Here is a 26,029-nt window from a genome sequence, read left to right on the forward strand (position 1 = left end):
CGCGCCATGATCACCCTCTATTCCGGGCCGCTGAGCCTGTTCTCACGCAAGGTCGAGATCGCGCTGACCGAGAAGGGGCTCGCCTTCCAGCGCATCATGGTGCCGTTCAACCAGACGACCGGCTACGATCCCCGTCATCCGGAGGTGCTGGCGCTCAACCCGAAGCGGCAGGTGCCGATTCTGACCGATTGCGGGCTCGTCCTCTACGATTCCACGGTGATCAACGAATATCTCGACGAAGCCTATCCCGAGCCCAAGCTGATGCCGGATACGCCGGTCGAGCGCGCGCGCTGCCGGCTCGACGAGCTCTATGGCGACGAGATCCTGTTTCAGGCCTTGAAGCCGCTGATGTACCGCACTGAACCGCCCTCGCCGGATCGCGACCGCCGCATCGCGCAGGAGGCCGATGCGCTGATCGCCGAGGAGGGGCTGCTGCGCCATTACGACGTGCTGGAGCAGAAGCTGGCCGGGCGCCCGTTCTTCGGCAGCCGGCTTTCGGTGGCGGATATCGCGATCTTCATGAGCATGCTCTTCATCCGCCGCCTTGGCGGGCCGTCGCTCGACGGCTATCCGGGGCTGGCGGAGTGGTATGCGCGGCTCAAACTGCGCCCCTCTTTCGCTCAGGTGGTAGCGGAGACGGCTGAAGCCGACCGCAGGCTGTCCTTTCCGGTGAAATTGCGCTCCGCCTGATTGCGGCGGCGGGCCAGCGGGGCTAAACCCCCGGCCATGACCAGCCCCATCCGCATCGCCCCCTCGATCCTCTCGGCCGATTTCGCCAAGCTCGGCGAGGAGGTGCGTGCGGTCGACGTTGCTGGCGCCGACTGGATTCATTGCGACGTGATGGACGGGCATTTCGTGCCGAACATCACGTTCGGTCCCGATGTGCTGAAGGCGATCCGCCCGCACACCAAGAAGTTCTTCGACGTGCATCTGATGATCGCGCCCGTCGACCCCTACATCGAAGCCTTCGCCAAGGCCGGCGCGGACCTGATCTCCTTCCATGTCGAGGCGGGCCCGCATCCGCACCGCACGCTGCAGGCGATCAAGGCGCAGGGCAAGCAGGCTGGCATCGTGCTCAATCCGGGCACGCCGGCGAGCGCAGCCGAAGCCCTGATCGAGGATGTCGATCTCATCCTGCTCATGACCGTCAATCCCGGTTTCGGCGGGCAGAGCTTCATCCGTTCGGTGGTCGAGAAGGTCGCGCAGGTGAAGGCGCTGGTCGGTGACAGGCCGATCTCCATTGAGATCGATGGCGGAGTCACGCCCGAGACCGCGCCGCTGGTCGTCAAGGCCGGCGCCGATACGCTGGTCGCCGGCTCAGCCGTGTTCAAGGGCGGGCCTTCGGCCTATGCCGGCAATATCGAAGCGATCCGCAAGGCGGCCGAAGCCGCGCGCGGGTCGTGGGTGTAGTTTCTAACGCGCCGTCATCCCGGGCGACCGCAGGGAGACCCGGGATCCATTCCGGAACGGTTCAGGCATGGATCCCGGGTCTGCGCTTCGCTCCGCCCGGGATGACGTTGAGAATGTAGTGAAAGGCTTGCGATGATCCCGCGCTATTCCCGCCCCGAGATGGTCGCCATCTGGGAACCGCAGACCCGCTTCCGCATCTGGTTCGAGATCGAGGCGCATGCGACCGACAAGCTCGCCGAGCTCGGCGTCGTGCCGAGGGAAGCGGCCGCGACGATCTGGGCCAAGGCCAAGGATGCCGTCTTCGACGTCGCACGCATCGACGAGATCGAGCGCGTCACCAAGCATGACGTCATCGCCTTCCTGACCCATCTCGCCGAGATCGTCGGGCCGGAAGCGCGCTTCGTCCACCAGGGCATGACCTCGTCGGACATTCTCGACACCACCCTCTCGGTCCAGCTGGCGCGCGCCACCGATATCCTGATCGCGGATGTCGATGCGCTGCTCGCCGCGATCCGCCGCCGCGCCTTCGAGCACAAGCTGACCCCGACCATCGGCCGCTCGCACGGCATCCATGCCGAGCCGGTGACCTTCGGGCTGAAGCTCGCGCAGGCCTATGCCGAGTTCGATCGCTGCCGCGCCCGCCTCGTCGCGGCCCGCGCGGAAATCGCGACCTGCGCGATCTCGGGCGCCGTCGGCACCTTCGCCAATATCGACCCGCAGGTCGAAGCCTATGTCGCCGAGAAGATGGGGCTGACCGTCGAGCCGGTCTCGACCCAGGTGATCCCGCGCGACCGGCACGCGATGTATTTCGCCACGCTCGGCGTCGTCGCCTCCTGCATCGAGCGGCTTTCGACCGAGATCCGTCACCTCCAGCGCACCGAGGTCTACGAGGCGGAGGAGTATTTCTCGCCGGGCCAGAAGGGCTCCTCGGCGATGCCGCACAAGCGCAACCCGGTGCTGACCGAGAACCTGACCGGCCTGTCCCGCCTCGTGCGCGGCATGGTCACGCCGGCTCTGGAGAACGTCGCCCTCTGGCATGAGCGCGACATCTCGCACTCGTCCGTCGAGCGCATGATCGGCCCCGACGCCACCGTGACGCTCGATTTCGCCTTGGCGCGGCTTACCGGCGTCGTCGACAAGCTGCTGGTCTATCCGCAGAACATGCGAAAGAATCTCGACCGCCTCGGCGGGCTGCATAATTCGCAGCGCGTTCTGCTGGCGCTGACCCAGGCCGGCGCCAGCCGCGAGGACAGCTACTCCATGGTCCAGCGCAACGCGATGCGCACCTGGGAACATGGCGAGGACTTCCTGACCAACCTGATGGCCGACAAGGACGTCGCCGCAAAGCTCTCCGCTTCCGAACTCAAGGCGATGTTCGACGAGGGCTATCACTTCAAGCATGTCGACACGATCTTCCGCCGGGTGTTCGGGGACGCTTGAAGCGATTGGTGGGGCGACCTACTTTGGGCCGGTATTCAGTGCGTCATCCCGTGCGCGCCGCAGCGTGAAACGCTGCTGCGCAGACACGGGACCGTCTCACGAAGAAGCCGCCTTCCCGTAGCGCGGTCCCGCATCTGCGCAGCAGCACTGACGTGCTGCGGCGCGCGCGGGATGACAGCCCTTGCCCAGATCCATCATGAAATCCTCCGACGTCGATATCCTTATCATCCCCGGCTGGTCGGGCTCCGGGCCCGACCATTGGCAGAGCCGCTGGGAAACCCGCCTGAAGACCGCGCGCCGCGTCGAGCAGGCGGACTGGTACAAGCCCTCCCGCCATGTCTGGGCCGATGAGATCGTGAAGGCCGTGCGCTCCGCGACGCGCCCCGTCGTGCTCGTCGCCCATTCGGCCGGCTGCAGCGCCGTCGCCTTCGCCGCCGAGCATCTCCATCCCGGCGAGGTCGCCGGGGCCTTCCTCGTCGCGCCGGCCTCCGAAAGGGCCAAGGGCGCGGTGCCCGGCATGGGCCCGGACTTCATCGTGCACCGCCGCGAGAAGCTGCCCTTCCCCTCGGTGCTGATCGGCAGCGCGACCGATCCCTACTGCACGCAGGACGAGGCGAAGGCGCTTGCCGAGGCCTGGGGCTCGGAATTCGTCGATGCCGGCGATAGCGGCCATCTCAACAGCGAATCCGGGCATGGCCCCTGGCCGGACGGGCTGTTGCGTTTCGCGGGCTTTCTCAAGAGCTTGAGCGTGGTTCCGCAGACATTGAGTCAATAAGCGGAAGCGCCCCAAACCCTGCTCTCGGAGCCTTCGCGTGACCGGAATTGACGTTCAGGACCGGCGGGTCGATACAGGCCACGGTTTGCTCTTCGCCCGGCTCTGGAAGGGCGCGGAAGCCTCTGCCGCTCCGATCCTGCTGTTCCACGATTCCCTTGGAAGCGTGGAACTGTGGCGCAGCTTTCCCGAGAAGCTCGCTGCCGCGACCAGTCGGCGCGTCATCGCCTATGACCGGCTCGGCTTCGGGCGATCCGATCCGTTTCCCGGCAGGCTTGCGATGAATTTCGTTCGGGAGGAGGCGCGCCGGATCGTGCCGCTTCTTCAGGAACAGCTCGGGTTTTCCTCCTTCATCGCCTGCGGCCATAGCGTCGGCGGCGGGATGGCGGTCGAAACGGCGGCGCATCTCCCGGAGAACTGTGTGGGACTGATCACGATGGGCGCACAGGCGCTTGTCGACGATCGCATTCGCGACGGGATCAGGGTGGCGCAGGCCGAGTTCGCCAAGCCCGAGAACCTCGCGCGCCTCGGCCGCTACCATCGCGATCCCGCCTGGGTCGTCTCAGCCTGGATCGAGACCTGGCTCGACCCGGCCTTCGCCGGGTTTTCCCTCGATGAGGCGCTGGCCCGGGTCCGCTGCCCGATCTTGGCGGTGCATGGGCAGGATGACGAATACGGCTCCGTCGAGCATGCCAGGCGCATCGCGGCTGTGCGGGGAGAGGCGGCGATCCTCGACGGTATCGGCCATGTCCCCCATCGGGAGGACCCGGACAGGCTGGTGAGCCTGCTCGACGGGTTCATTCGCGATGTCGTCGCGGTTCGCGCATAGCCGGCTTTCCTCCAAGCACGCGCTGCGTGGGCATTGGCGCGGAACAACCGAAAATCGCGCTCGTTATCTCCCGAACCAGAACTGGAGCGTCTTATGCCGCAAGCGCAACGACGACCGGATGGAGATGACGAAGAAGATCGTGTCGCCGCACTGGAACGTGCCAGCGATCACCTGATCGAGGCCAGACGCGAAACGGACACGGCTCAGGCATCGAGCCTGCGCCTTTTCGTCAACATGGCGCTCGTCGAAGCGGCGACCTTGCTCGGCCGCTTCGGCGGCCGCAGGCGAGATCGTCATTGAGGGCGGCGGAGCCGTCGGTGCGAACGGGAACGTCGACCTTGGCAAACCCAGCAAAAAGCCCACTCCGGATGATCCGAAGCGGGCGCTTTCGTTCAGGGGGCTGGATCAGCCGCCGAGATCAATTCTCGACATAGGTGATCTTGCCGTCCGCACCCTTCTTCCAAGTGTAGACGGTGTAGTCCGGGCGGGTGATGTCGCCCTTCTTGTCGAAGCCGATATCGCCGATCACGGTCTTGACCGGCTGGCCGCCATGCAGCGCCGCCGCGATCTTCTTCGGATCGGTCGAGTTCGCGCGCTTGGCACCTTCCGCCATGATCTGGACGGCGGCGTAGCTGTAGAGCGTGTAGGCTTCAGGCTTGAAGTTCTTGGCAGCGAACTTCTGGACGACGGCAGCCGCCTCCGGGCGCTTCTGCGGGTCCGGCGGGAAGGTCATGAGGGTGCCTTCGACGCCGGGGCCGCCGATCGTGGCGAACTCGTCGGTGGTGATGCCGTCCCCCGAGACGAGGATCGTCTTCAGGCCCTGGTCGCGCATCTGGCGCACGATCAGGCCGCCTTCGGTGTGCAGGCCGCCCCAGTAGAGGTAGTCGGCGCCGGAGGCCTTGATCTTCGAGACGAGCGCCGAGAAGTCTTTCTCGCCGGCGTTGATGCCTTCGTAGAGCACTTCCTTGACGCCGCCGGCGTTGAGGCCCTTCTTGGTCTCGTCGGCGAGGCCCTGGCCATAGGTCGTCTTGTCGTGGACGACGGCGATCTTCTTGTCCTTGAAGTTCTTCAGGAGATAGGCCGAGGCGACGCCGCCCTGCTGATCGTCACGGCCGCAGGTGCGGAAGGTGTTCCACAGGCCGCGCTCGGTGATCTTCGGGTTGGTGGCCGAAGGCGAGATCATCAGGATGCCGTTCTCGGCATAGACTTCGGAAGCCGGCATGGTGACGCCGGAGTTGAAGTGGCCGAGCACCCATTTCACGCCGTCGCCGACGAACTTGTTGGCGACCGAGACGCCCTGCTTCGGATCGGAGACGTCGTCGCCGACGGTGACCGTGATCTTCTGGCCGAGAACGCCGCCGGCGGCGTTGATGTCCTCGACCGCCTGCTCGGCGCCGTTCTTGAGCTGCGCGCCGAAGGCAGCGTTCGGGCCGGTGATCGGGCCGCCGACACCGAGCTTGATCTGTGCATTGGCCACGCCGGAGAAGGCGAGGACCGCGCCGAGCGCAATGCCGCCCAACAGCAGTTTCTTCATGTGATGCAACTCCCCTGTATTGATTGATCAACGGGCTGGACGGGCCGCCCGTCTCGGCGCGTTATGGCCACCGTGAGCTGCAGTCTTGCGCTTTTCCGATGGTCTGTCACGCGACAAGCTCTTCAGACTTTCAGAGTAGTTCCGGCCGGATTTCGACGCCCGCGCGGGGCTTCCAGCCGAAGGGGCCGGCAGGCTCGAACAGCCAGTGATATTGCCGCGTCATCTGCTTGGCGCGGGTGTAGCGCCAGCCGGCATAGCCGAAGGCCATCAGCAGGATGGTGTCGACGATGTAGTAATGCAGCGTCAGCAGCGTCGCCTGGAACAGGGCGAAATGGATGAAGCGCACGAACAGGCCGAGCACCAGCATGTAGACGAAAAGCTGCCAGTTCGGCCGCCATGTCAGCGCGATCGCGCGGCCCGCCATCCAGGCGAGCCAGCCGCCCATGACGACGGTCACCAGCAGGAAGAGCCAGATCGTCGGTTCTTCGTAGAGGATGCCCTGCATCGTCAGTGCCTCCCGCCTTCGAGATAAGCTGCCCGCACCTGCGGATTGGCGAGCAGCTCCTTGCCGGTGCCGCTCATCGTGATGACGCCGTTGACCATCACATAGCCGCGATGGGCGAGCTTCAGCGCATGGAAGGCGTTCTGCTCGACCAGGAAGACGGTCAGCCCCTGCGTCTTGTTGAGCTCGCGGATCGCTTCGAAGATCTGTTTCACGATCAGCGGCGCGAGACCCAGCGAGGGTTCGTCGAGCAGCAGCAGCTTCGGGCGCGCCATCAGGGCGCGCGCGATCGCGACCATCTGCTGCTCGCCGCCGGAAAGCGTGCCGCCACGCTGCTGCAGGCGCTCCTTGATGCGCGGGAAGAGCACGCAGATCTTTTCGAGATCCTCGTCGAAATTCTCGAAATTGCGGACGGCGGCTCCCATTTGCAGGTTCTCGAACACCGTCATGCGCGGGAAGATACGCCGGCCTTCGGGGGACTGGGCGATCCCCAAGCGCGCGATCTCGTGGCTCGGCATGCGCGTGATGTCGCGGCCCTCATAGGTGACCGAGCCTTCGCGCGCCTGCGGATTGCCGAAGATCGTCATCATCAGCGTGGATTTGCCGGCGCCGTTGGCGCCGATCATGGTGACGATCTCGCCGGGATTGACGTCGATATCGACGCCCTTCAGCGCGATGATCTTGCCGTAATAGGTCTTGACGCCGCGGACGGCCAGAAGAGGCTGGGCTTGAGTCACGAGATGCCGACCTCCGCTTCGACCTCTTCGACCTCCTCGTCATCGACGCCGAGATAGGCGGCGATGACCTTGGGGTCGGCCTGTACTTCGGCCGGCGTGCCGTCGGCGATCTTGGTGCCGTAGTCGAGGACCACGACATGGTCCGAGATTTCCATGACGACCGACATGTCGTGCTCGATCAGCAGCAGCGCCGTGCCGAGGTCCTTGCGGATCGAGAGCAGCAGCGTGTTGAGGTCGAGGCTTTCGCGCGGGTTCAGGCCCGCGGCCGGCTCGTCGAGGCAGAGCAGGACCGGATCGGTGCACATGGCACGCGCGATCTCCAGCCGGCGCTGGTCGCCATAAGGCAGGTCGGCGGCGGGATCGTCGGCGCGATGGGTGAGGTTGATCTTGTCGAGCCAGAACTTGGCCTTCTCGATCGCCTCCTTCTCGCGGGCCTTGTAGCCGCCGACGCCGAGCACGCCGAGGAAGGTGAAGCCGGAGGCCGCCATCAGCGGGTTGTGCTGGGCGACGAGCAGGTTCTCCAGCACCGTCATGCCGCCGAACAGGCGGATGTTCTGGAAGGTGCGGGCGACCTTGGCTTTCCAGGAGATGCGGAAGTCCGGCATGCGCTCGAGCAGGTAGCTCGTGCCGTCGTCATGGTTGAGCGAGACCATGCCCTGCGTCGGCTTGTAGAAGCCGGTGATGCAGTTGAAGACCGTGGTCTTGCCGGCGCCGTTGGGGCCGATCAGCGCGGTGATCTCGCCCTTGCGGGCCTGGAAGGACAGCGCATTGACGGCGGTGAGGCCGCCGAAGCGCATGGTGACCTGCTCGACCTCCAGCAGGGCGCGGCCCTGCGGCGTCAATTGGGGAGCGATCGTGGCCATCAGCCGTGCCCCTCCTGGACCATGTCGGCAGAGATCTTCTTCTTCTCCTTGAGGAAGGCGGTGGGCTCGCGGGTCGAGATCAGGCCGCGCGGCTTCCAGATCATGATCACCACCATGGCGAAGCCGAAGATCAGCATGCGGTACTTCGTCGGGTCGAAGTCGTTGCCGAAGATCTGCTTCATCCATTCGAGCTCGCGCAGGAGCTCGGTGCCGCCGATCATGGCGATCGCCGCGATGGCGCAGCCCCAGAGCGAGCCCATGCCGCCGAGCACGACGATGGCGAGGATGACCGCCGATTCCATGAAGACGAAGGATTCAGGCGAGATGAAGCCCTGCCGCGCCGAGAAGAAGGCGCCAGCAAAACCGCCGAACATGGCGCCGATCGAGAAGGCGGTGAGCTTGGTGTTGGTGGTGTTGATGCCGAGCGAGCGACAGGCGATCTCGTCCTCGCGCAGGGCCTCCCAGGCCCGCCCGACAGGCAGGCGGCGCAGGCGAAGCGTGACGAAGGCCGTCAGCAGGGCGAGGCAGAGGATGAGGTAGTAGAGGAAGATCGTTCGGTAGATCGGCGAGAATTCCAGCCCGAAGACCGCGGCGAAGCCGTTATCCGCTGCCGTGAAGGGGATGCCGAAGAAGGTCGGGCGCGGAATGCCGGAAATGCCGGCATAGCCGTTCGAGAACTCGGTCCAGTTGATCAGGACGAGGCGGATGATCTCGCCGAAGGCCAGCGTCACGATGGCGAGATAGTCGCCGCGCAGGCGCAGCACCGGGAAGCCGAGCAGCATGCCCCAGAAGGCGGCGAGGATGCCGGCGAGCGGCAGCAGCAGCCAGAAGGACAGGCCGAAATTCTTGGCCAGCAGCGCGTAGGAATAGGCGCCGACCGCGTAGAAGGCGACATAGCCGAGATCGAGCAGGCCGGCGAGGCCGACGACGATGTTCAGGCCCCAGCCGAGCATGACGTAGATCAGGATCTGGACGCCGAAATTGTCGATCCATTTCAGCGCGCCGCCCCAGCCGGCCAGCCCGATCGCGATCGCCGGGAAGGTGACGAGGAAGCCCAGCCCGAACAGCGAGAAGATGCGGGAATGACGCTGGAAGAAGGCGATGGTGCCGTGAGGCAGGATGCGCACCGTGGCCTTGCCCTCCCGCTGGCCCTGCTTGCGCAGCGCGACCAGGAAGCGGCCGACGAAGACGATGGCGACGGCCCAGGCGACGGCATCCCAGCGCGGATCGAGCACCAGGACGTTGTCGAGGTTCTGGCGCGTGCCCCAGGCGATGATCGGGATGCAGAGGCCCAGCGTGACGAGGGCGGCGAAGCCGGCCTCCTTGAAGGCCGCCTTCAGGTCGCGGCCGGGAGTGGCCGGATTTGCGGTCGGGTTGTTCGCCATGGCGTCAGACCTTCTCGACTTCCGGGCGCCCAAGCAGGCCGGAGGGCATGAAGACCAGCACGATCGCCAGGATGGTGAAGGCGGCGACGTCCTTGTAGTCGATGGTGAAATAGGCCGACCACATCACCTCGATCAGGCCGATCAGCAGGCCGCCGATGACCGCGCCGGGCAAGGAGCCGATGCCGCCGAGCACCGCGGCCGTGAAGGCCTTGACGCCGGGCGTGAAGCCGTCGGCGAAGTTCACGACGCCATAGAGCACGAGGTACATCACGCCGGCCACTGCCGCGAGCGCCGCGCCCATGACGAAGGTGATCGAGATCGTGCGGTCGACGTCGATGCCGAGCAGCGCGGCCATCTTGCGGTCCTGCTCGCAGGCGCGCTGGGCGCGGCCCAGCGGCGTCTTCTGCACGATATACCAGAAGGCCGCGAGCAGCACCGCCGTCGTCAGGATGATGACGATCTGCTTGTAGGAGATCTGGACGGAATAGGTCGTGCTCTCGATCAGGGTGATCGACTTGTTGAGCAGCGGCGGGATCGACTTGTTGCGCGGGCCCTGCACGACCTGCACGAAGTTCATCAGGAAGATCGACATGCCGATCGCCGAGATCAGCGGAGCGAGGCGGAAGGAGCCGCGCAGCGGCCGGTAGGCCACCCGCTCGATCGTCCAGTTCCACAGCGAGGTGAAGAACATCGCCAGCCCCAGCACCACGATCAGCGCCAGCATGACCATGCCGGCGCCGGTGCCGACGACCGCCGTGATCAGCATGAAGAAGATCAGCGCGATGAAGGCGGAGAGCATGAAAATGTCGCCGTGAGCGAAGTTCACCATGCCGATGATGCCGAAGACCATCGTGTAGCCGATGGCGATGAGACCGTAGATCGATCCCAGTGTCAGCCCGTTGATGAGCTGCTGCAGGAAGACTTCCATGAAAAACGCCGACCCCTCGAACCAGCTCCCGTTCTCGTCACCGGCATGACACCGGCGCATGCGGGATGCGATTTCTATGCAGAGCTACCAACGGCTCGTGCCGGGGACAATCGCTCCGCGCCAAATTTCTGTCAAAAGCAATTACGAACCAAACGGCGCGAAAATGTGCAGAATACTCTGCCGGTCAGCGTGCTTTCCGCGCATGATGATTGCGTGGCGGGCTGTGAAAACTCGGCCGGATCGCATTTCCTGCCGTCACGACGTCGGCTGCCTGCCATGCGTCAGAGGGTGGATCATCCGAAAGACGAATACGAAAACCTGATCGTCGCATTGGAAAAATGCATGGACCGGCACCGCGGCCGGCCGGTCTCGGTCGTGCGGGCGAGGGCTGTCGTGCGGTCGCCGTCGCTACGGCAACGTGAGTTCCTTGAGGGCGCCGGGCTGCTTCACCTCGATCTCGACGAAGGCGATCGGGTGGTCGGAGCCGTTCATGACGTCGTGGCGGATGCCGGCGGGGCGCATATAGGCCTGGCCCTGGGCCAGCGGCACGTCGCTGACATCGGTGCCGTTATGGATGCGCAGCGTGCCGGCGACGAGCATCACGACGAAATAGGGCCAGCCATGCTCGTGCCAGCCGGTGACGGCGCCGGGCTCGAAATCCCAGCGGGTGATCCGGATCGTCTCGTCGTCCTGCTGGAGGGTGGGCGTGGCGGGAATCGTGCAAGTGAAGGCCATTGGGATCTCCTCGATCGGGGGCCGGCGCGCCGGTGATCCGATCAGGCTCCGGCCCGGCCGCCAGCAGCCGACATCGGTCGAGCCTGCGGGATCGCCTGCGTGAGATCAAGCCGCTGGGCGCGGGGCCCGGTTGCGCCGGGCCGTTAGCGGATGGAGAGGGGCTGCTGCTATAGCCGGGGCCATGCCTTGGCCCGCGATGGCTGGCGCCGGCAGCCCTGAATCTCTACATGGACAGCTGTTCCGCCAGATGCGGGACAGTGAACCGATCGAGCCGATGACGAAGACCGTCCATCCCCTGCCGCCGCTGGACCATCCGGAGTCCTATGTCTTCCGCGATGCCATGGCGCAGGTCGCGAGCGCCGTGCATGTGGTCACCACCGACGGGCCGGGCGGGCGCATCGGGCTGACCGCGACAGCCGTCGCTTCCGTTTCCGATTCGCCGCCGACCGTGCTCGCCTGCATCGCGCGGGGCAGCCGCACGCTGGCTGCGATCGAAGCGAGCGGGGCGTTCTGCATCAACACCTTGCCGGAGCAGCTCGTCGAGCTCGCGGAAATCTTCGCCAGCCGGCGGGGTATCGAGGGCGAGGCCCGCTTCGAGACCGCCCGCTGGGGAACGCTCGCCACGGGCGCACCGGTGCTGCTCGATGCGATCTCGGCCTTCGACTGCCGGCTGGTCGCCACGCATGACGTCGCCAGCCACCGCATCATCATCGGCGAGGTTGCCGGTCTTGGCGGCGCCGGGCGCGGGGCGGGGCTGATCTATCGCCACCGCCGTTTCAGCGGGGTCTAGCGGCGGCCTGCGGCTTTACGCGACGCTGATCCGACCCTCTGCCGAGATCGCGATCCTGCGGTCGGCGAGCGTCTGCTGCTCGGCGGCCGGCAGGCGGAAGGCCGGCGGTGTCGGCCAGCCCATCTCGCGGGCGACGACGAGGCCGAGCAGGAGGATGGCGTCCGGCGCATCCATCAGCAGGGCGGCCGGCGCCTTGCCGGCATGGACCAGCTCCAGCAGCACCGCCGAGGCCGAGGACGAGCCGATCGTGCCGGGCAGGGCGAGGATGCGGCCGGCGATGTTCTGCCCGCGCTCGGGATGCCGGGCATCGATGATCACGCCGCTTGCCGGATCGACGCCGCCCCAGAAGCTGATCGGAGCGGTCAGCGCCAGGCAGGTGCCGGCGACGGCATCGCCGGGCAGGAGGATTTCCGCCTTCAGCTCCATGCGCGGGTTTCCCTGACGAGCCGGCCGGCGATGGCGCTCTCGACGCATTCGGAGAGCGAGCCATAGGTCACGGCGTAGCCGGTATTGCCCGGCGCGTAGTGGGCGAACTTGCCGGAATTGGTCATCAGCACCGCGCCTTCCAGCTCCGGCAGGATCGGGGTGACGACGACGCAGGTATCGACGACGAAGACCACGCCAGCCGCTTCCAGCTTTGCGCGCCGGCCCTGCGCCTCCAGCGGGCCGACGACATGGCGGCCGGTATTGGCGTAGAGCGGCACCTTGAGCCTGCGCCCGGCCATGAGGCGTTCGACTTCGTCGATCTCGGCCAGGGAGAGGTGCGGCGAGCCGATGGCGACGGCATCGACGCGCTCCGTTGGCCCGGCCGTCGAGAGCCGGGCGAGGGCGGTGGCGATATCGTTCGGTGTCAGGACCATCGTTTCGCGGGGCGCGATGTTGCCTAGCGCGGTCGTGGCGTCCGGGGCCTCGGGCGTCACGCCTGCGACGTGGAAGAGCCCGACGCCGCCGGCCGAGGCGGCGGCCGCGCCGAGCGCCTTGAGCCGGTCCTCGCTGGTGCAGCCCTGCAGGCCTTCGATCACGGCGACGTCGCTGCCGGCCCTGCGGCCGAGGATCGTGCCGAGCACGGGGTAGAACACGTCGGAGGAGCGGAGTTCGCGGGAGAGGCTGCCGACATCGATGAGCAGGGTCGCCATCCGGTTCTCGGGGCGATGCAGGCCGTAATCCGGAGCGCGGCCGCTGATGGCGCAGGCGATGTCGAGGAAATCGCCATAGCGGTTGGTGCGGGCGCCGAGCACCGAATTGCAGAACACGACCGCGTTGGATTCGCCCCAGGCGACGTCGCTGCCCTGCGCTGGGCGGTGGCCGGCCTGATAGGGTGCGCAGGTCCAGCTCGGCTCGCAGCCCATCGCCTCATAGGCGCGCATCATGCGCCGGGCCATGTCGCGCTCATGCGGAGGCAGACGGATTGCGGCGCAGCCGGCAGGCGCAAGCGAGCCGACATTGAGGCTGGCCCGCACGCCGACGCGGGCGCCGCCCGTGACCAGCTTCTCGGCGAAGAGCGTGCCGGAATCGCCATGGTAGAGCGCGCCGTCGATATGGGCGGAGGCGACCGGGATCAGGCGCGGCGCGCCCATCAGGCGGGCGGCCTCGGCGACGATCCGCATCGCCATGGCCGCGCCTTCGCCGGCGTTGCCGCCGGCAATCGCGCGCTCGTCTTGGCTGAGTTCCAGCATCGGTTCTCCCGGATCCGCCGAGCCTCCATGCCGGGCGCCTCTTGTGCAGGCAGGGGCTTTGCGACCATGGATAGAGAACTGGATAACCTTCGAACCGCGCCGGCCGCAATCGTCCGTGCCGCGGGGACCTGATGCGGGAGACGCGCCATGGCGATGACGATGAACGGCGAGGCGACATTGCCGGCCGCCAAGGACGTGGTCTGGGCCAAGCTGAACGATCCCGAGGTGCTCAAGGCCTGCATTCCCGGCTGCGAGCAGCTCACCATGGACGACGACACGCATCTCTCGGCCGTGGTGAAGGTCAAGCTCGGGCCGGTGAAGGCGACCTTCAAGGGCAAGGTCGAGCTCAGCGAGCTCGATCCGCCGAACGGCTATCGCATCTCGGGGGAGGGCGAGGGCGGCATCGCCGGCTTCGCCAAAGGCGGGGCGCGTGTTCACTTGAGCGACGCCGAGGGCGGCCAGACCCTGCTGCGCTACGATGTCGAGGCCCAGGTCGGCGGCAAGCTGATGCAGCTCGGCTCGCGCCTGATCGATTCGGTCTCGAAGAAGCTGGCCGACGAGTTCTTCGCCAATTTCGCCAAGGCGGTGAGCGAGGGCTGAGCGGCGCTCAGGAGGCTTCGCGCAGCGCGTCGAGGGCCTCGCTGACCGTGGCCTCGGCCGCGCCAACCTGCAGCGCCATCTGCGAGGCTACGAGCGTGGCGCGCTCGATCGCGTGCGCCGTCGTTTCCAGGCTCTGGCCGACCGCCTGCGCGCTGGCGATCGCATCATCGGAGCACCCGGCGACGTCGGAGGCATCCCGTGCAATGCCTGCCGTGACCTGGCTTTGATGGGCAACCGAGTCGGAGATCGCTTCCGAGGCGCTCCGAATTTCGCTGATCGTGGCGCTGATCGAGGCGGCGCGATCGCCGCATGCGGCGGCGCTTGCCGAGAATTCGGTGATTTGGCGCGCGATTTCCTGCGTTGCGCTGGCGGTCTGCGTCGCGAGCGACTTCACCTCCGAGGCCACGACCGCGAAGCCGCGGCCAGCCTCTCCGGCGCGGGCAGCCTCGATCGTGGCATTCAGCGCGAGCAGGTTGGTCTGTGCGGCGATGTCGGCGATCAGGCCGAGGACCGAGCCGATGCGGGCCGTCGATTCACGCAGTTGGGCGATCGCATCGTTCATGGCCTCCGCGTCGCCGACGGCGCGCGTGGCGATGGCGACGCTCTGACGCGAACGGTGCTCGATCTCGCCGATGTTGGCCGACATCTCCTCCGTCGCGGCGGCGGTCTGAAGAGCGCGGTCGCGCATCATTTCCGCGGCACGCGTGACATCGAGAACCTGCGTCCTGATGAAGGCCGTGGCGCCCGTCGTCTCGTCGGCAGCGGCGCCGAACTGCTCGACGGCACTGCTGATCCTCGAATCGAGCGTGCCGATCCGCGATTTCAGCATATGCGCGGCGGTGTCGACCGCTTCGCTGCGATGCCTGGCTTCAGCCGCTTCGAGCGTATGGTCCTGCGTGATCGCGGTATTGATGTCCATGACGAGGATATGCTCGATGATCTCCATGTCTCTGGCGAAGCGGCGGCGGAACGGAAACGAGGCCCATCGGGATTTCGTCGCGATGACCCTCAACAAGGCGGCCGCGATCGCGACACGAGAGCGGGTCCCGACCTTGACCAGGCGCTCCAGCAGACATACGCGCTCCATCGATTTGATATAGCGCTCGTCGAAGTCGCCTTCGAAGATCAAGGCGAAGTGCTGTTCCGTGGCTTCGCAGAGGTCATCCGTCAGCGGCTGATGCTGGTCTTTCAAACTGGGATGAATCTGGCGCCCGTATGCGAAGGATTCGGTGACGATGTCCTTGATGACGTGGCCGACAAGCCTGCGATAATCCCGCAGCGCGCCGCGCTCCCGCCCGCTATAGCCCGTCGAGCGCAAGCGCCGTTCGACCTGATCGGAAATGGACGTCAACGATCGGCCTCCGCGCCGACAAGAGCGTTCTGTCGAGCCGACTAACACTGCGGCGCTTCTGTTAAAATTCCGCCAACGGGGGCGTAAGCAGGGCCTCCTCGGCATCAATCAGCCCGGTCGACGCGACGAAACCGGCGAGAAACGGCGTTAAATGGCCAATCTCGACCCGCCGTCTTTGGCTTGACCCCGGAAAAACGCGGGTCCACATTCATTTTTGAGCTGTTCCAAGGAAAGCCTGCCTGATGAGGCCGGCCGTTCCTTAGGCTTCAGCACGGTCCAGTCCCGGGGAGGGGACGGATCGGCGTCAGAGACGGGTCACAGGAGATATGCTCATGGCCACTGTTTCGCTGACGGTGAACGGCAAAGCCGTCACCGCCACTATCGACCCGCGCACCCTTCTGGTGCAGTTCCTGCGAGAGAACCTGCGGCTGACCGGAACCCATGTCGGCTGCGACACCAGCCAGTGCGGCGCCTGCCTCGTGCATCTCGACGGCAAGGCGGTGAAGTCCTGCACCACGCTCGCCGTCTCCGTGGACGGCGCTTCCGTGACGACGATCGAGGGGCTCGCTGCCGGCGACAAGCTGCATCCGATGCAGGAAGCCTTCCGCGAGCATCACGGCCTGCAATGCGGCTTCTGCACGCCGGGCATGATCATGTCCGCCGTCGACATGGTGAACCGCCGTGGCCACGAGCTCGACGAGAAGACGATCCGCGAGGATCTCGACGGCAATATCTGCCGCTGCACCGGCTACCACAACATCGTCAAGGCGATCGCCGCCGGCGCCGAGGCCATGGGCAAGGCAGGTACGCCGTTGCGGCAGGCCGCCGAATAAAGCTGTCCGTGCGCCTCAGGGCGCAGGTTCTCCATCCGTCACGCGTTCCATGCAGTGAGGCGCCCGGCAGAGGCGCCGTGCGAGGAGGGAACACCATGTCCGCCACGGGAATCGGCGCCGCAGTCCGCCGCAAGGAAGATCACCGTTTCATCACCGGCCAGGGCCGCTATACCGACGACGTCAACCGGCCGGGCCAGGCCCATGCCTATTTCCTGCGCTCGCCGCATGCGCATGCGAAGATCAGGTCGATCGACACCAAGGCCGCTTCCGGCATGCCGGGCGTACTCGGCATCTTCACCGGGGACGACCTCGCCACCGACAAGATTGGCGGTTTGATCTGCGGCTGGATGATCCACAACAAGGACGGCTCGCCGATGCGCGCCGGCCCGCATCCGGCCTTGGCGCAGGGCAAGGTCCGCTACGTCGGCGACCATGTCGCGGTCGTCGTGGCCGAGACGCTGGCGCAAGCGCGCGACGCGGCCGAGGCCATCGCGGTCGACTATCAGGAACTGCCGGCGGTGGTCGACACCGGCAAGGCCATCGGCGCCAAGACCGTGGTCCATGACGAGGCGCCCGACAACAGCGTGTTCAACTGGCATCTCGGCGACAAGGACGCGACCGAGAAGGCCTTCAAGGCGGCGAAGCACGTCACCAGGCTCGACCTCGTCAACAACCGCCTCGTGCCGAACGCGATGGAGCCGCGTGCGGCCGTCGGCGACTACGATGCGGGCGAGGGCATCTTCACGCTCTACACCACCAGTCAGAACCCGCATGTGGCGCGGCTCGTGCTCTCGGCCTTCATCGGCATCGCGCCGGAGAACAAGCTGCGCGTGATCGCGCCGGATGTCGGCGGCGGCTTCGGCTCGAAGATCTTCATCTATGCCGAGGAGACGGTTTGCGTCTGGGCGGCCAAGAAGGTCGGGCGACCGGTGAAATGGACGGCGGATCGGACGGAGGCCTTCCTCTCCGACGCGCATGGCCGCGACCATGTCACCCATGCGGAGCTGGCGACCGATGCCGAGGGCAAGATCCTCGCCATGCGCGTGCACACCACCGCCAATCTCGGCGCCTATCTCTCGACTTTCTCCTCCTCGGTGCCGACCTATCTCTACGCGCCGCTCTTGTCGGGCCAGTACGATATCCCGGCGATCTATTGCGAGGTCGATGCGGTCTACACCAACACCGCGCCGGTCGATGCCTATCGCGGCGCCGGGCGCCCCGAGGCGACTTTCGTGGTCGAGCGATTGATCGAGGTCACCGCGCGCCAGCTCGGCAAGGACCCGGCCAAGTTCCGGATGCTGAACTACATCAAGAAGTTCCCGCACCAGACGCCGGTCATCATGATGTACGATGCCGGCAATTACGGCGCCTCGCTGAAGAAGGCGCTGGAGATGATCGACTACAAGGGGCTGGGCAAACGCAAGCGCGACTCGGCGCGGGCCGGCAAGCTGCGCGGCATCGGCTTCTCCTCCTATATCGAGGCCTGCGGCATCGCGCCCTCCGCGGCGGTCGGCTCGCTCGGCGCCGGCGTGGGTTTATGGGAATCGGCCGAGGTGCGGGTCAATCCGGTTGGGACGGTCGAGGTGCTGACCGGCTCGCACAGCCATGGCCAGGGCCATGAGACGACCTTCGCGCAGCTGGTCAGCGACCGGCTCGGCATTCCCATCGACAATGTCTCGATCGTCCATGGCGATACCGACAAGGTGCAGATGGGCATGGGCACCTATGGCTCGCGCTCCGGCGCGGTCGGCATGTCTGCGATCTTCAAGGCCCTCGACAAGGTCATCGCCAAGGGCAAGAAGGTCGCCGCCCATGTGCTGGAGGCCGACGAGGCCGATATCGACTTCGCGGACGGGCATTTCTCGGTGAAGGGCACCGACCGCAAGCTCGATTTCGGTTCCTGCGCCCTGCAGGCCTATGTCGCGCACAAGTTCAACGGGCAGGAGCTGGAGCCGGGGCTGAAGGAGGGAGCGTTCTACGACCCGACCAATTTCACCTTCCCGGCCGGCGTCCATATCTGCGAGGTCGAGATCGATCCCGATACCGGCGTGACCAGGATCGAGCGCTGGGCTGCGGTCGACGATTTCGGCAATGTCATCAACCCGATGATCGTCGAGGGGCAGGTCCATGGCGGCATCGCGCAGGGCGTCGGACAGGCGCTGCTGGAAGGCGCCCGCTACAATGCCGACGGCCAGCTCGTGACGGCGAGCTTCATGGACTACACCATGCCGCGCGCCGACGACCTGCCGTCCTTCGATGTCGGCATGACCGTGACGCCGTGCCCGTCGAACCCGCTGGGCATTAAGGGCTGCGGCGAGGCCGGCGCCATCGCCTCGCCCCCCGCCGTCATCAACGCCATCACCGACGCGCTCGGCCATGAGGACATCGCGATGCCGGCGACGCCGCAGGCGGTGTGGCGCGCGGCGCAGAAGTCGATCAGCCGCCAGGCGGCCGAGTGAGCTGAAAGGACAGGTCCATGTACGCTTTCACCTATCACAAGCCCACCAGTGCCCGGCAGGCGGCGACGCTGCTCGCCAAGAAGGAGGACGCCAAGCTTCTGGCCGGCGGCCATACCTTGCTGCCGACGATGAAGCAGCGTCTCGCCTCGCCGACCGCGCTGGTCGATCTCGGCGCCTGCGCCGACCTGAAAGGCATCAGCCGGAAGGGCCGCAACCTCGTCATCGGTGCGATGACGACCCATGCCGAGGTGGCATCCTCGGCCGAGGTGCAGGAGGCGATCCCCGCGCTCGCCTTCCTCGCGGGCAGCATCGGCGACCCGCATGTGCGCCATCGCGGCACGATCGGCGGCTCGGTCGCCAATAACGACCCGGCGGCGGATTATCCGGCGGCGCTGCTGGCGCTCGGCGCGACCGTCGTTACCAACAAGCGCAAGCTGACAGCCGAGGAGTTCTTCACCGGGCTCTACGAGACCGCGCTGGACGAGGGCGAGATCATCACCAAGGTCTCGTTCCCGCTGGTCTCGAAGGCGGGCTATGCCAAGTTCCGCAACCCGGCCTCGCGCTATGCCATGGTCGGCGTCTTCGTCGCCAAGCGCGGCAGCGATATCCGCGTCACGGTGACGGGCGCGGGCGAGGGCGGCGTCTTCCGCTGGCCGGAAGCGGAGGCTGCGCTGAAGGCACGCTTCGCGCCGAAATCGCTGGACGGGTTGAAGCACACGGCCAAGGGCATCAACGGCGACATCCATGCCGATGCCGACTATCGCGCCCATCTGATCGGGGTGATGACCAGGCAGGCCGTGGCACAGGCGACGGGGAAGTAAGCGAAGCGCTGCCGCCCTGACCGTCATGCTCGCCCTTGTGGCGAGCATCCACGCCTTGAACACCGCACTGCATCGATGAAGACGTGGATGGTCGGGACAAGCCCGACCATGACGTGGAGACGGCAGCACAGCGGACCCGCGTTTCGAAGGCTTGACCCGGCCATCTCTTCCACGCCTAGCTCATCGCTCATCCCCAAGAGATGCCCGGGTCAAGCCCGGGCATGACGTGTGTCTTGATGTCCAGCCCGCTGCCTTCCTCCATCGACGCCACGCTCGCGCTGCTCCAGTCGCAGGGCTATGTCGCCGACCGCGCGCTTGCGACGGTGCTGTTCCTGGCGCTGCGGATGAAGCGGCCGTTGCTGCTGGAAGGCGAGGCCGGCACCGGCAAGACCGAGATCGCCAAGGTTCTGGCGGCGGGCCTCGGCCGGCGGCTGATCCGGCTGCAATGCTATGAGGGGCTCGATCTCGCCTCCGCCGTCTACGAATGGAACTATGCCGGGCAGATGATGGCGATCCGATTGGCGGAGGCTGGTGGCGCGGCCGGTGATCGCGAGCGGCTCGAAGGTGACATCTTCTCCGAGAAATATCTGGTGAAGCGGCCGCTGCTGCAGGCGCTGGAGCCGCAGGAGGGTGGGGCGCCGATCCTGCTGATCGACGAGCTCGACCGCACCGACGAGGCCTTCGAGGCTTTCCTGCTCGAGGTGCTGGCCGATGCGCAGGTGACGATTCCCGAACTCGGCACGATCCGGGCGGCCGAGCCGCCGATCGTGATCCTGACCTCGAACCGCACCCGCGAGATCCATGACGCGCTGAAGCGCCGCTGCCTCTATCACTGGGTCGGCTATCCCGATGCGGTGCGTGAGCTGGCGATCCTGAAGGCCAAGGTGCCGGATGCCCCGGCCAAGCTCTCGAAGCAGCTCGTCGCTTTCGTGCAGGCGATCCGCAAGGAGGAGCTGTTCAAGGCGCCCGGCGTCGCCGAGACGCTGGACTGGGCGACGGCCCTGGTCGAGCTCGACGCGGTGACGCTCGATCCGGCCATCGTTTCGGATACGCTGGGGGCGCTCTTGAAGTATCAGGACGATATCCAGGCGATGCAGGGTTCCCAGGTGAAGGAGCTTCTGGATCGGGCCAAGGCGGAGGCGGGGCGCTAAGGCCTACCGCACGCGAAGCGAGAGGGTGCTGCCATGAACGCCGATATCAAGGCCGTCGAGGCGACGGTTCGGACCTATCTCGACGGGCTCTATGAAGGCGATGCCGAGAAGCTCGCCCATGTCTTCCATCCGACCAGCGCGCTGACCACGGCGCGCGACGATGGCGCGATCCAGATCGTGACGCGCGACGCCTGGCTCGACGCCGTGCGCAACCGGCCGGCGCCGCAGGCAGCGGGGATGCAGCGCGACGACCATATCCTGACCATCGATCTCGTCGGGCCGACGCTGGCGCTGGTCAAGGTGAAGTGCCAGATGCCGCCGCGCTATTTCACCGACCTGCTCTCGCTCCTGAAGATCGAGAGCCGCTGGCAGATCGTCCAGAAGGTGTTCATGACGGAGACGCGGGGCGCGTGAGCGGCAAGCTTGCCGAGAACGTCGCCTATTTCGCCCGTGCCCTGCGCGCGGCGGGGCTTCCGGTCGGGCCGGGCGCCGTGGTCGAAGCGATCGCGGCTCTGGAAGGCGGCGCGCTCGGCGGGAGAGACGACGTCTACTGGGCGCTGCATGCGATCTTCGTGAAGAAGCACGAGGATTCACCCGTCTACGATCAGGCCTTCCGGCTGTTCTGGCGCCGACGCAACCTGATCGAGAAGATCATGGCGCAGATGTCGCCGGTTTCGCCCCGCGCCGACAGCCAGCCGGAGAAGGCCGAGGCCGGGGCGCTCCGCGTCGCGGAAGCCTTCGCGCCGCCGCCGCGCGAGGACGAGCCGCCGAAGGAGCTGACCGAGCTGACGGCGCGGCTCACCGTCTCCGATCGCGAGATGTTGAAATCGCGCGACTTCGCCCAGATGAGCGCGGCCGAGATCGCGCGGGCCAAGCAGTTGATCGCCGAGCTGAGATTGCCCGACGACAGCATCGTGACGCGCCGCTTCCGGCCGGCGCATCGCGGCACGCGCATCGATCCGCGCCGGACCTTCCGGCAGTCGCTGCGGGGTGGCGGGGCTTCGATCGATCTCGCCTTCCGCGAGCGGCGCGAGGTGCATCCGCCTGTGGTGGCGCTGGTCGATATCTCCGGCTCGATGGCCGAGTATTCGCGCATCTTCCTGCATTTCCTGCACGCGCTGACCGAGAAGCGCCGGCGCGTGCATTCCTTCGTCTTCGGCACGCGCCTGACCAATGTCACGCGGATGCTACGGGCACGCGATCCCGACGATGCGCTGGCGCTCGCCGGCAAGGCCGCGCCGGACTGGGAAGGCGGCACGCGCATTGCGACGGCCCTGCATGATTTCAACCGCATCTGGTCGCGCCGGGTGCTGGCGGGCGAGGCGATCGTGCTGCTCTTCACCGATGGGCTCGAACGGCATCTCGATGACAGCCTCGGTTTCGAGATGGACCGGCTGCACCGCTCCTGCCGGCAGCTCGTCTGGCTGAATCCCTTGCTGCGCTACGACGCCTTCGCGGCTCGGGCGAGCGGCATCCGGGCGATGCTGCCCCATGTCGACTCGTTCCGGCCGATCCACAATCTCGCGGCGATGGCCGATCTTTGCGCCGCGCTTTCGCTGGATGCAGGGCGGGAGAGCGATCCGCGCCTGTGGTTGAAGAAAGCTGGTTGAGGCATGATCTCAAGGGCCAGATTCAGGCGTAAGGTGACATCATGATCAGCACCGAAACCGACATCCTGCGCGCTGCCGAGGATTGGGCGCGCGGCGGCCGTGCCGTCGCCATCGCGACCGTGGTCGAGACCTGGGGTTCGGCGCCGCGCCCCGTCGGCTCGCATCTCGTGATCGACGGGGAGGGGAATTTCCTCGGCTCGGTCTCGGGCGGCTGCGTCGAGGGCGCTGTGGTGGCCGAGGCCGCCGATGTGATCGCCGACGGCAAGGCGCGGATGCTGGAATTCGGCGTTGCCGACGAGACGGCCTGGCAGGTCGGGCTCTCCTGCGGCGGACGCATCAAGGTCTATGTCGAGAAGGTGAACTGAGATGGCCTCCTGGGAAACCCTCGTCGCCTTCGCGACGGTGACGATCCTCGTCGCCTATTTTCCGGGGCCGGCGCTGCTCTACACCGCCGCCCAGACGATCAGCCATGGCCGCAAGGCCGGCCTGATGGCGATGCTCGGCATCCATCTCGGCTGCTACCTGCATGTCTTCGCAGCCGCCTTCGGGCTGTCGGCCGTGTTCAAGCATGTGCCGGAACTCTACATGGCCGTGAAGATCGCGGGCGCGCTCTACCTGATCTGGATCGGCATCGGCATGATCCGCTCGCGCATGGGCTCGCCCGACCAGCCGGTCGCACCGCCCAAGACGGTGAAGCGCGCGTTGCTCGATTCCTTCATCGTCGAGATACTGAACCCCAAGGTCGCGCTGTTCTTCATCGCGCTCCTGCCGCAGTTCGTCGACCCGGCGGCCTCGCTGCCGGTCTGGGTGCAGTTCCTGATCCTCGGCACGATCGTGAATTTCGCCTTCTCCTCGGCCGACCTCGTCACCGTCTTCGGGGCCTCGCTCGTCGTGGGTGCGATGAAGAAGACCAAGGCGAGCTTCGCCTTCGGGCGCTGGATCGGCGGCTCGCTGATGATCGCGCTCGGCCTGAAGCTCGCGACGGACAGGGGCTGACCGGTGGAGCTTTCGACCCTCGCCGCGCTCAATGCCGAGCGGCAGGCGCGCCGCGCGGCCGTGCTGGTCAGCGATCTCGCCACGGGCGAACAGAGGCTGGTGAAGCAGGCCGCGATCGCCGGCGATCCGCTGGCGGAACAGCTGGAGCGGCAATTGCGCTCCGGCAAGAGTGGCATGGTCGAGGCGGAGGGGACATCCTATTTCCTGACCGTGCAGGCGCCGCATCCGCGCGTGGTCGTGACCGGTGCGGTCCATATCTCGCAGGCGATGGCGCCGATCGCGAAAGCGCTCGACCTCGATCTCGTGGTGATCGATCCGCGCACCGCCTTCGCGACGCCAGAGCGCTTTCCCGAGGTGACGCTGCTCGCCGAATGGCCGGAGGAGGCGCTTCCGCGGATCGGGCTCGATGCCTATACCGCTTTCGTCGCACTGACCCATGATCCGAAGATCGACGACCCCGGCCTTGTCGCCGCCTTGCGCTCGGACTGCTTCTATGTCGGCGCGCTCGGCAGCCGGAAGACGCATGGCAGGCGGCTCGAACGGCTGACCGAGGCGGGCTTCGATGCCGCCGCGACGGACCGTATCCATGCGCCGATCGGCCTCGATATCGGTGCGGTCTCGCCGGCCGAGATCGCGCTCGCGATCCTGGCCGAGATCGTCCAGACGCTGCGCGGCCCGCGCCGCAAGCCGGCCTGAGGGTATAGAATGCAATTCGGACCGGTCGCCATTGCCGACGCCGTCGGTTGCATCGCGGCGCATACCATCCGCGCCGATGGAACCATCGTGAAGAAGGGCGCGACCGTGACGGCCGATCTGGCCGCGAAGCTTGCGGCAGCCGGTATTACCGAGATCGTCGCGGTCCGGCTGGAGCCGGGTGATATCGACGAGAACGCCGCGGCGGCGCGACTGGCCGAGCGGATGGTCGGCGCGGCGATCGTGGCTGAGCCGCCCTTCACCGGGCGGGTCAATCTGTTCGCCACGCAGGCGGGCGTGCTGCGCATCGACGTCGCGGCGATCGACGCCTTCAACGCGATCGACGAGGCGATTACCGTCGCGACCCTGCCGGCGCTGAAGGCCGTCGTCGCGGGCGAACTCGTCGCGACGGTGAAGATCATTCCTTATGCCGTGCCGCAGGCTCTGGTGGAGCAGGCGCTCGATGCGCTCGGCAACACGCCGCCGGTTTCGGTTGCGGCCTATCGCCCGTCGAACGTGGCGGTGATCTCGACGCTGCTGCCGGGGCTGAAGCCGAGCGTGGTCGACAAGACCCTGCGCATCATGCGCGACCGGCTGGAGCCGGCGGAGGCGGTGCTGGCCGCCGACAGGCGTGTGCCGCACGAAGCGGAGCTGCTGGCCAAGGCCATCGCCGAGCAGGCGGCGGGGAAGGCCGATATCATCGTCGTCTTCGGTGCGTCGGCCATCACCGATCGGCGGGACGTGATTCCGCAGGCATTGGTGGAAGCCGGCGGCGAGGTCGAGCATCTCGGCATGCCGGTCGATCCCGGCAATCTCCTGATGCTCGGCCGCATCGCCGGCAAGCCGGTGATCGGCGCGCCGGGCTGCGCCCGCTCGCCCAAGGAAAATAGTTTCGACTGGGTGCTGCAGCGCTATCTTGCCGGCGTTCCGGTCGGACGCAGCGATGTCCAGAAGATGGGTGTCGGCGGGTTGCTGATGGAGATCGTCTCGCGGCCGCAGCCGCGCGCTCCGGGCTCCGCCGAAAGCGGGCCGCTCGCAGGGATCGTGCTCGCGGCAGGGCAGTCGACGCGGATGGGCGCGGAGAACAAGCTGCTGCAACCGTTGCGTGGCAAGCCGATCCTGCGTCACGCCGTCGAAGCGCAGATCGAGGCGGGCCTGAGCCCCGTCATCGTGGTGACCGGCCACCAGCGCGCGGAGGTCGAGGCCGCGCTGGCGGAGCTGCCGGTCCAGCTCGTCCACAATCCCGACTACGCGTCCGGCCTCGCCGGCTCGCTCAAGGCCGGCGTCGCGGCGCTGCCGTCCGCGGTGCCGGCAGCGGTGATCTCGCTCGGCGACATGCCGAATGTGACGCCGTCGGTGATCGAGCGCCTGGCGGAAGCCTATCGCGGGCAGCCTGAGGCGCTCGCGGCCGTGCCGACCCTGTTCGGCCAGCGCGGCAATCCTGTGCTGCTCGCGCGGGCGATCTTCCCCGCCGTGTCTCTGCTGAGCGGCGATCGCGGGGCGCGGCGGTTGCTCGACGATGCCGGGGAGCGTGTCATCGAAGTGGCGTTCGAGGACCCGGCGATCGCGATCGATGTCGATACGCCGGAGGCTCTGCGAGCGTTGCGAGGCTGACAATGTGGTGCTGTGCGAACTCGAAGCCTGCATTGTGGGCTGTTGACGTTCAATCTGGGTGGTTTTGAACCACGCCCTTGTCATTCCGGGGCGCGCCATAGGCGTGAACCCGGAACCCACGACTGGGTGAGACATCAAGTGTTCAGTTGCAGTCCGCTCGCCCCGTCGTGGGTTCCGGGTTCTTCGCTTTGCGAAGCCCCGGAATTGTCTGTTTGAGTTTTGGTATTGTTGTGTGGTTCCGCGGAAGCGGTATGCCTGGTCCGGCTGGCCGGCCGGACCAGGCGCGGCCCGCCGACCGTC

At 66.6% G+C, this 26,029-nt stretch carries 28 protein-coding genes; 18 read left to right on the top strand and 10 right to left on the bottom strand.

The window, feature by feature from the left end; all coding sequences use genetic code 11:
- The first annotated feature begins 6 nt into the window (after window positions 1–6).
- The 6 genes from WFK61_RS22850 (at window position 7) to WFK61_RS22875 (ending at window position 4,751) form a co-directional block, all read left to right on the top strand.
- Complete coding sequence (locus WFK61_RS22850; protein ID WP_336814356.1) at window positions 7–690, top strand: glutathione S-transferase family protein; 684 nt, start codon at window positions 7–9, stop codon at window positions 688–690.
- A gap of 36 nt (window positions 691–726) precedes the next feature.
- Window positions 727–1,410 carry a ribulose-phosphate 3-epimerase gene (gene rpe / locus WFK61_RS22855; protein WP_336814357.1) on the top strand — a complete coding sequence of 228 codons (684 nt, stop codon included), beginning with the start codon at window positions 727–729 and terminating at the stop codon, window positions 1,408–1,410.
- Window positions 1,411–1,542: 132 nt separating this feature from the next.
- A complete protein-coding gene (gene purB, locus WFK61_RS22860) occupies window positions 1,543–2,850 on the top strand; it encodes an adenylosuccinate lyase (RefSeq protein ID WP_336814358.1) in 1,308 nt (435 codons plus the stop codon).
- Between the two features lie 196 nt (window positions 2,851–3,046).
- The gene (locus WFK61_RS22865; RefSeq protein WP_336814359.1) at window positions 3,047–3,625 is read left to right on the top strand and encodes an RBBP9/YdeN family alpha/beta hydrolase; all 579 of its coding nucleotides are present in this window, start codon (window positions 3,047–3,049) and stop codon (window positions 3,623–3,625) included.
- A gap of 37 nt (window positions 3,626–3,662) precedes the next feature.
- Window positions 3,663–4,451: an alpha/beta fold hydrolase gene (locus WFK61_RS22870; RefSeq protein WP_336814360.1), complete on the top strand. Its 789-nt coding sequence runs from the start codon at window positions 3,663–3,665 to the stop codon at window positions 4,449–4,451.
- 93 nt (window positions 4,452–4,544) lie between these two features.
- Window positions 4,545–4,751: a hypothetical protein gene (locus WFK61_RS22875; RefSeq protein ID WP_336814361.1), complete on the top strand. Its 207-nt coding sequence runs from the start codon at window positions 4,545–4,547 to the stop codon at window positions 4,749–4,751.
- Between the two features lie 118 nt (window positions 4,752–4,869).
- On the opposite strand, the gene WFK61_RS22880 is transcribed toward WFK61_RS22875, so the two are convergent.
- The 7 genes from WFK61_RS22880 to WFK61_RS22910 all read right to left on the bottom strand — a co-directional run bounded on the left by WFK61_RS22880 (window position 4,870) and on the right by WFK61_RS22910 (window position 11,135).
- A complete protein-coding gene (locus tag WFK61_RS22880; RefSeq protein WP_336814362.1) occupies window positions 4,870–5,985 on the bottom strand; it encodes a branched-chain amino acid ABC transporter substrate-binding protein in 1,116 nt (371 codons plus the stop codon).
- Window positions 5,986–6,115: 130 nt separating this feature from the next.
- The gene (locus WFK61_RS22885; protein ID WP_336814363.1) at window positions 6,116–6,490 is read right to left on the bottom strand and encodes a DUF6867 family protein; all 375 of its coding nucleotides are present in this window, start codon (window positions 6,488–6,490) and stop codon (window positions 6,116–6,118) included.
- A gap of 2 nt (window positions 6,491–6,492) precedes the next feature.
- A complete protein-coding gene (locus WFK61_RS22890) occupies window positions 6,493–7,224 on the bottom strand; it encodes an ABC transporter ATP-binding protein (protein ID WP_336814364.1) in 732 nt (243 codons plus the stop codon).
- Entirely contained in the window at window positions 7,221–8,021 is an 801-nt protein-coding gene (locus WFK61_RS22895; protein ID WP_442896360.1) for an ABC transporter ATP-binding protein, read from the bottom strand. Before WFK61_RS22895 ends, WFK61_RS22890 begins: the two co-directional genes overlap by 4 nt.
- 65 nt (window positions 8,022–8,086) lie before the next feature.
- Entirely contained in the window at window positions 8,087–9,472 is a 1,386-nt protein-coding gene (livM, locus tag WFK61_RS22900; protein ID WP_336814366.1) for a high-affinity branched-chain amino acid ABC transporter permease LivM, read from the bottom strand.
- Between the two features lie 4 nt (window positions 9,473–9,476).
- Window positions 9,477–10,400: a branched-chain amino acid ABC transporter permease gene (locus WFK61_RS22905; protein ID WP_306222740.1), complete on the bottom strand. Its 924-nt coding sequence runs from the start codon at window positions 10,398–10,400 to the stop codon at window positions 9,477–9,479.
- Window positions 10,401–10,808: 408 nt separating this feature from the next.
- Entirely contained in the window at window positions 10,809–11,135 is a 327-nt protein-coding gene (locus WFK61_RS22910; RefSeq protein WP_336814367.1) for a cupin domain-containing protein, read from the bottom strand.
- A gap of 274 nt (window positions 11,136–11,409) precedes the next feature.
- Between WFK61_RS22910 and WFK61_RS22915 the strand changes: the two genes are divergently transcribed.
- Entirely contained in the window at window positions 11,410–11,925 is a 516-nt protein-coding gene (locus tag WFK61_RS22915; protein WP_336814368.1) for a flavin reductase family protein, read from the top strand.
- A gap of 15 nt (window positions 11,926–11,940) precedes the next feature.
- Here the strand turns inward: WFK61_RS22915 and WFK61_RS22920 are convergent, their stop codons facing one another.
- Window positions 11,941–12,351 (bottom strand): aconitase X swivel domain-containing protein, encoded by a 411-nt coding sequence (locus tag WFK61_RS22920; RefSeq protein ID WP_336814369.1) that lies wholly within the window; start codon window positions 12,349–12,351, stop codon window positions 11,941–11,943.
- Window positions 12,342–13,601, bottom strand: coding sequence for an aconitase X catalytic domain-containing protein (locus WFK61_RS22925; protein WP_336814370.1), 1,260 nt, complete (start codon window positions 13,599–13,601; stop codon window positions 12,342–12,344). Before WFK61_RS22925 ends, WFK61_RS22920 begins: the two co-directional genes overlap by 10 nt.
- 147 nt (window positions 13,602–13,748) lie before the next feature.
- Here WFK61_RS22925 and WFK61_RS22930 point away from each other — a divergent pair, with 147 nt between their 5' ends.
- Window positions 13,749–14,201: an SRPBCC family protein gene (locus WFK61_RS22930; protein WP_336814371.1), complete on the top strand. Its 453-nt coding sequence runs from the start codon at window positions 13,749–13,751 to the stop codon at window positions 14,199–14,201.
- Window positions 14,202–14,208: 7 nt separating this feature from the next.
- Here the strand turns inward: WFK61_RS22930 and WFK61_RS22935 are convergent, their stop codons facing one another.
- Window positions 14,209–15,600 (bottom strand): methyl-accepting chemotaxis protein, encoded by a 1,392-nt coding sequence (locus tag WFK61_RS22935; RefSeq protein WP_336814372.1) that lies wholly within the window; start codon window positions 15,598–15,600, stop codon window positions 14,209–14,211.
- A gap of 284 nt (window positions 15,601–15,884) precedes the next feature.
- Here WFK61_RS22935 and WFK61_RS22940 point away from each other — a divergent pair, with 284 nt between their 5' ends.
- The 10 genes from WFK61_RS22940 to WFK61_RS22985 all read left to right on the top strand — a co-directional run bounded on the left by WFK61_RS22940 (window position 15,885) and on the right by WFK61_RS22985 (window position 25,729).
- Window positions 15,885–16,385, top strand: a complete 501-nt coding sequence (locus WFK61_RS22940) for a (2Fe-2S)-binding protein (protein ID WP_336814373.1) — start codon at window positions 15,885–15,887, stop codon at window positions 16,383–16,385.
- A 95-nt stretch (window positions 16,386–16,480) separates the two neighbouring features.
- Entirely contained in the window at window positions 16,481–18,844 is a 2,364-nt protein-coding gene (locus WFK61_RS22945) for a xanthine dehydrogenase family protein molybdopterin-binding subunit (RefSeq protein WP_336814374.1), read from the top strand.
- Window positions 18,845–18,861: 17 nt separating this feature from the next.
- Window positions 18,862–19,665 (top strand): FAD binding domain-containing protein, encoded by an 804-nt coding sequence (locus WFK61_RS22950; RefSeq protein ID WP_336814375.1) that lies wholly within the window; start codon window positions 18,862–18,864, stop codon window positions 19,663–19,665.
- Window positions 19,666–19,901: 236 nt separating this feature from the next.
- The gene (locus WFK61_RS22955) at window positions 19,902–20,816 is read left to right on the top strand and encodes an AAA family ATPase (RefSeq protein ID WP_336814376.1); all 915 of its coding nucleotides are present in this window, start codon (window positions 19,902–19,904) and stop codon (window positions 20,814–20,816) included.
- A gap of 33 nt (window positions 20,817–20,849) precedes the next feature.
- Complete coding sequence (locus WFK61_RS22960; protein WP_336814377.1) at window positions 20,850–21,230, top strand: nuclear transport factor 2 family protein; 381 nt, start codon at window positions 20,850–20,852, stop codon at window positions 21,228–21,230.
- Window positions 21,227–22,426 carry a vWA domain-containing protein gene (locus tag WFK61_RS22965; RefSeq protein ID WP_336814378.1) on the top strand — a complete coding sequence of 400 codons (1,200 nt, stop codon included), beginning with the start codon at window positions 21,227–21,229 and terminating at the stop codon, window positions 22,424–22,426. The genes WFK61_RS22960 and WFK61_RS22965 overlap by 4 nt, the downstream gene beginning before the upstream one ends.
- 41 nt (window positions 22,427–22,467) lie before the next feature.
- Window positions 22,468–22,791, top strand: coding sequence for an XdhC family protein (locus WFK61_RS22970; protein ID WP_336814379.1), 324 nt, complete (start codon window positions 22,468–22,470; stop codon window positions 22,789–22,791).
- Between the two features lies 1 nt (window position 22,792).
- Window positions 22,793–23,422, top strand: a complete 630-nt coding sequence (locus tag WFK61_RS22975; protein ID WP_336814380.1) for a LysE family translocator — start codon at window positions 22,793–22,795, stop codon at window positions 23,420–23,422.
- A 3-nt stretch (window positions 23,423–23,425) separates the two neighbouring features.
- Window positions 23,426–24,118, top strand: a complete 693-nt coding sequence (locus WFK61_RS22980; RefSeq protein ID WP_336814381.1) for an XdhC family protein — start codon at window positions 23,426–23,428, stop codon at window positions 24,116–24,118.
- Between the two features lie 9 nt (window positions 24,119–24,127).
- Window positions 24,128–25,729: a molybdopterin-binding/glycosyltransferase family 2 protein gene (locus WFK61_RS22985; protein ID WP_336814382.1), complete on the top strand. Its 1,602-nt coding sequence runs from the start codon at window positions 24,128–24,130 to the stop codon at window positions 25,727–25,729.
- Window positions 25,730–26,029 lie beyond the last annotated feature (300 nt).

The organism is Allobosea sp. MMO-172 (assembly GCF_037147855.1).
In the GTDB taxonomy this organism is placed as follows: Bacteria; Pseudomonadota; Alphaproteobacteria; order Rhizobiales; family Beijerinckiaceae; genus Allobosea.

Coding starts and splice junctions, on each gene's coding strand:
- WFK61_RS22850 (WP_336814356.1), top strand. CDS start 7: ATGATCACCCTCTATTCCGGGCCGCTGAGCCTGTTCTCACGCAAGGTC.
- rpe (WP_336814357.1), top strand. CDS start 727: ATGACCAGCCCCATCCGCATCGCCCCCTCGATCCTCTCGGCCGATTTC.
- purB (WP_336814358.1), top strand. CDS start 1,543: ATGATCCCGCGCTATTCCCGCCCCGAGATGGTCGCCATCTGGGAACCG.
- WFK61_RS22865 (WP_336814359.1), top strand. CDS start 3,047: ATGAAATCCTCCGACGTCGATATCCTTATCATCCCCGGCTGGTCGGGC.
- WFK61_RS22875 (WP_336814361.1), top strand. CDS start 4,545: ATGCCGCAAGCGCAACGACGACCGGATGGAGATGACGAAGAAGATCGT.
- WFK61_RS22880 (WP_336814362.1), bottom strand. CDS start 5,985: ATGAAGAAACTGCTGTTGGGCGGCATTGCGCTCGGCGCGGTCCTCGCC.
- WFK61_RS22885 (WP_336814363.1), bottom strand. CDS start 6,490: ATGCAGGGCATCCTCTACGAAGAACCGACGATCTGGCTCTTCCTGCTG.
- WFK61_RS22895 (WP_442896360.1), bottom strand. CDS start 8,021: ATGCGCTTCGGCGGCCTCACCGCCGTCAATGCGCTGTCCTTCCAGGCC.
- livM (WP_336814366.1), bottom strand. CDS start 9,472: ATGGCGAACAACCCGACCGCAAATCCGGCCACTCCCGGCCGCGACCTG.
- WFK61_RS22905 (WP_306222740.1), bottom strand. CDS start 10,400: ATGGAAGTCTTCCTGCAGCAGCTCATCAACGGGCTGACACTGGGATCG.
- WFK61_RS22910 (WP_336814367.1), bottom strand. CDS start 11,135: ATGGCCTTCACTTGCACGATTCCCGCCACGCCCACCCTCCAGCAGGAC.
- WFK61_RS22915 (WP_336814368.1), top strand. CDS start 11,410: ATGACGAAGACCGTCCATCCCCTGCCGCCGCTGGACCATCCGGAGTCC.
- WFK61_RS22920 (WP_336814369.1), bottom strand. CDS start 12,351: ATGGAGCTGAAGGCGGAAATCCTCCTGCCCGGCGATGCCGTCGCCGGC.
- WFK61_RS22925 (WP_336814370.1), bottom strand. CDS start 13,601: ATGCTGGAACTCAGCCAAGACGAGCGCGCGATTGCCGGCGGCAACGCC.
- WFK61_RS22930 (WP_336814371.1), top strand. CDS start 13,749: ATGGCGATGACGATGAACGGCGAGGCGACATTGCCGGCCGCCAAGGAC.
- WFK61_RS22940 (WP_336814373.1), top strand. CDS start 15,885: ATGGCCACTGTTTCGCTGACGGTGAACGGCAAAGCCGTCACCGCCACT.
- WFK61_RS22945 (WP_336814374.1), top strand. CDS start 16,481: ATGTCCGCCACGGGAATCGGCGCCGCAGTCCGCCGCAAGGAAGATCAC.
- WFK61_RS22950 (WP_336814375.1), top strand. CDS start 18,862: ATGTACGCTTTCACCTATCACAAGCCCACCAGTGCCCGGCAGGCGGCG.
- WFK61_RS22955 (WP_336814376.1), top strand. CDS start 19,902: ATGTCCAGCCCGCTGCCTTCCTCCATCGACGCCACGCTCGCGCTGCTC.
- WFK61_RS22960 (WP_336814377.1), top strand. CDS start 20,850: ATGAACGCCGATATCAAGGCCGTCGAGGCGACGGTTCGGACCTATCTC.
- WFK61_RS22970 (WP_336814379.1), top strand. CDS start 22,468: ATGATCAGCACCGAAACCGACATCCTGCGCGCTGCCGAGGATTGGGCG.
- WFK61_RS22975 (WP_336814380.1), top strand. CDS start 22,793: ATGGCCTCCTGGGAAACCCTCGTCGCCTTCGCGACGGTGACGATCCTC.
- WFK61_RS22985 (WP_336814382.1), top strand. CDS start 24,128: ATGCAATTCGGACCGGTCGCCATTGCCGACGCCGTCGGTTGCATCGCG.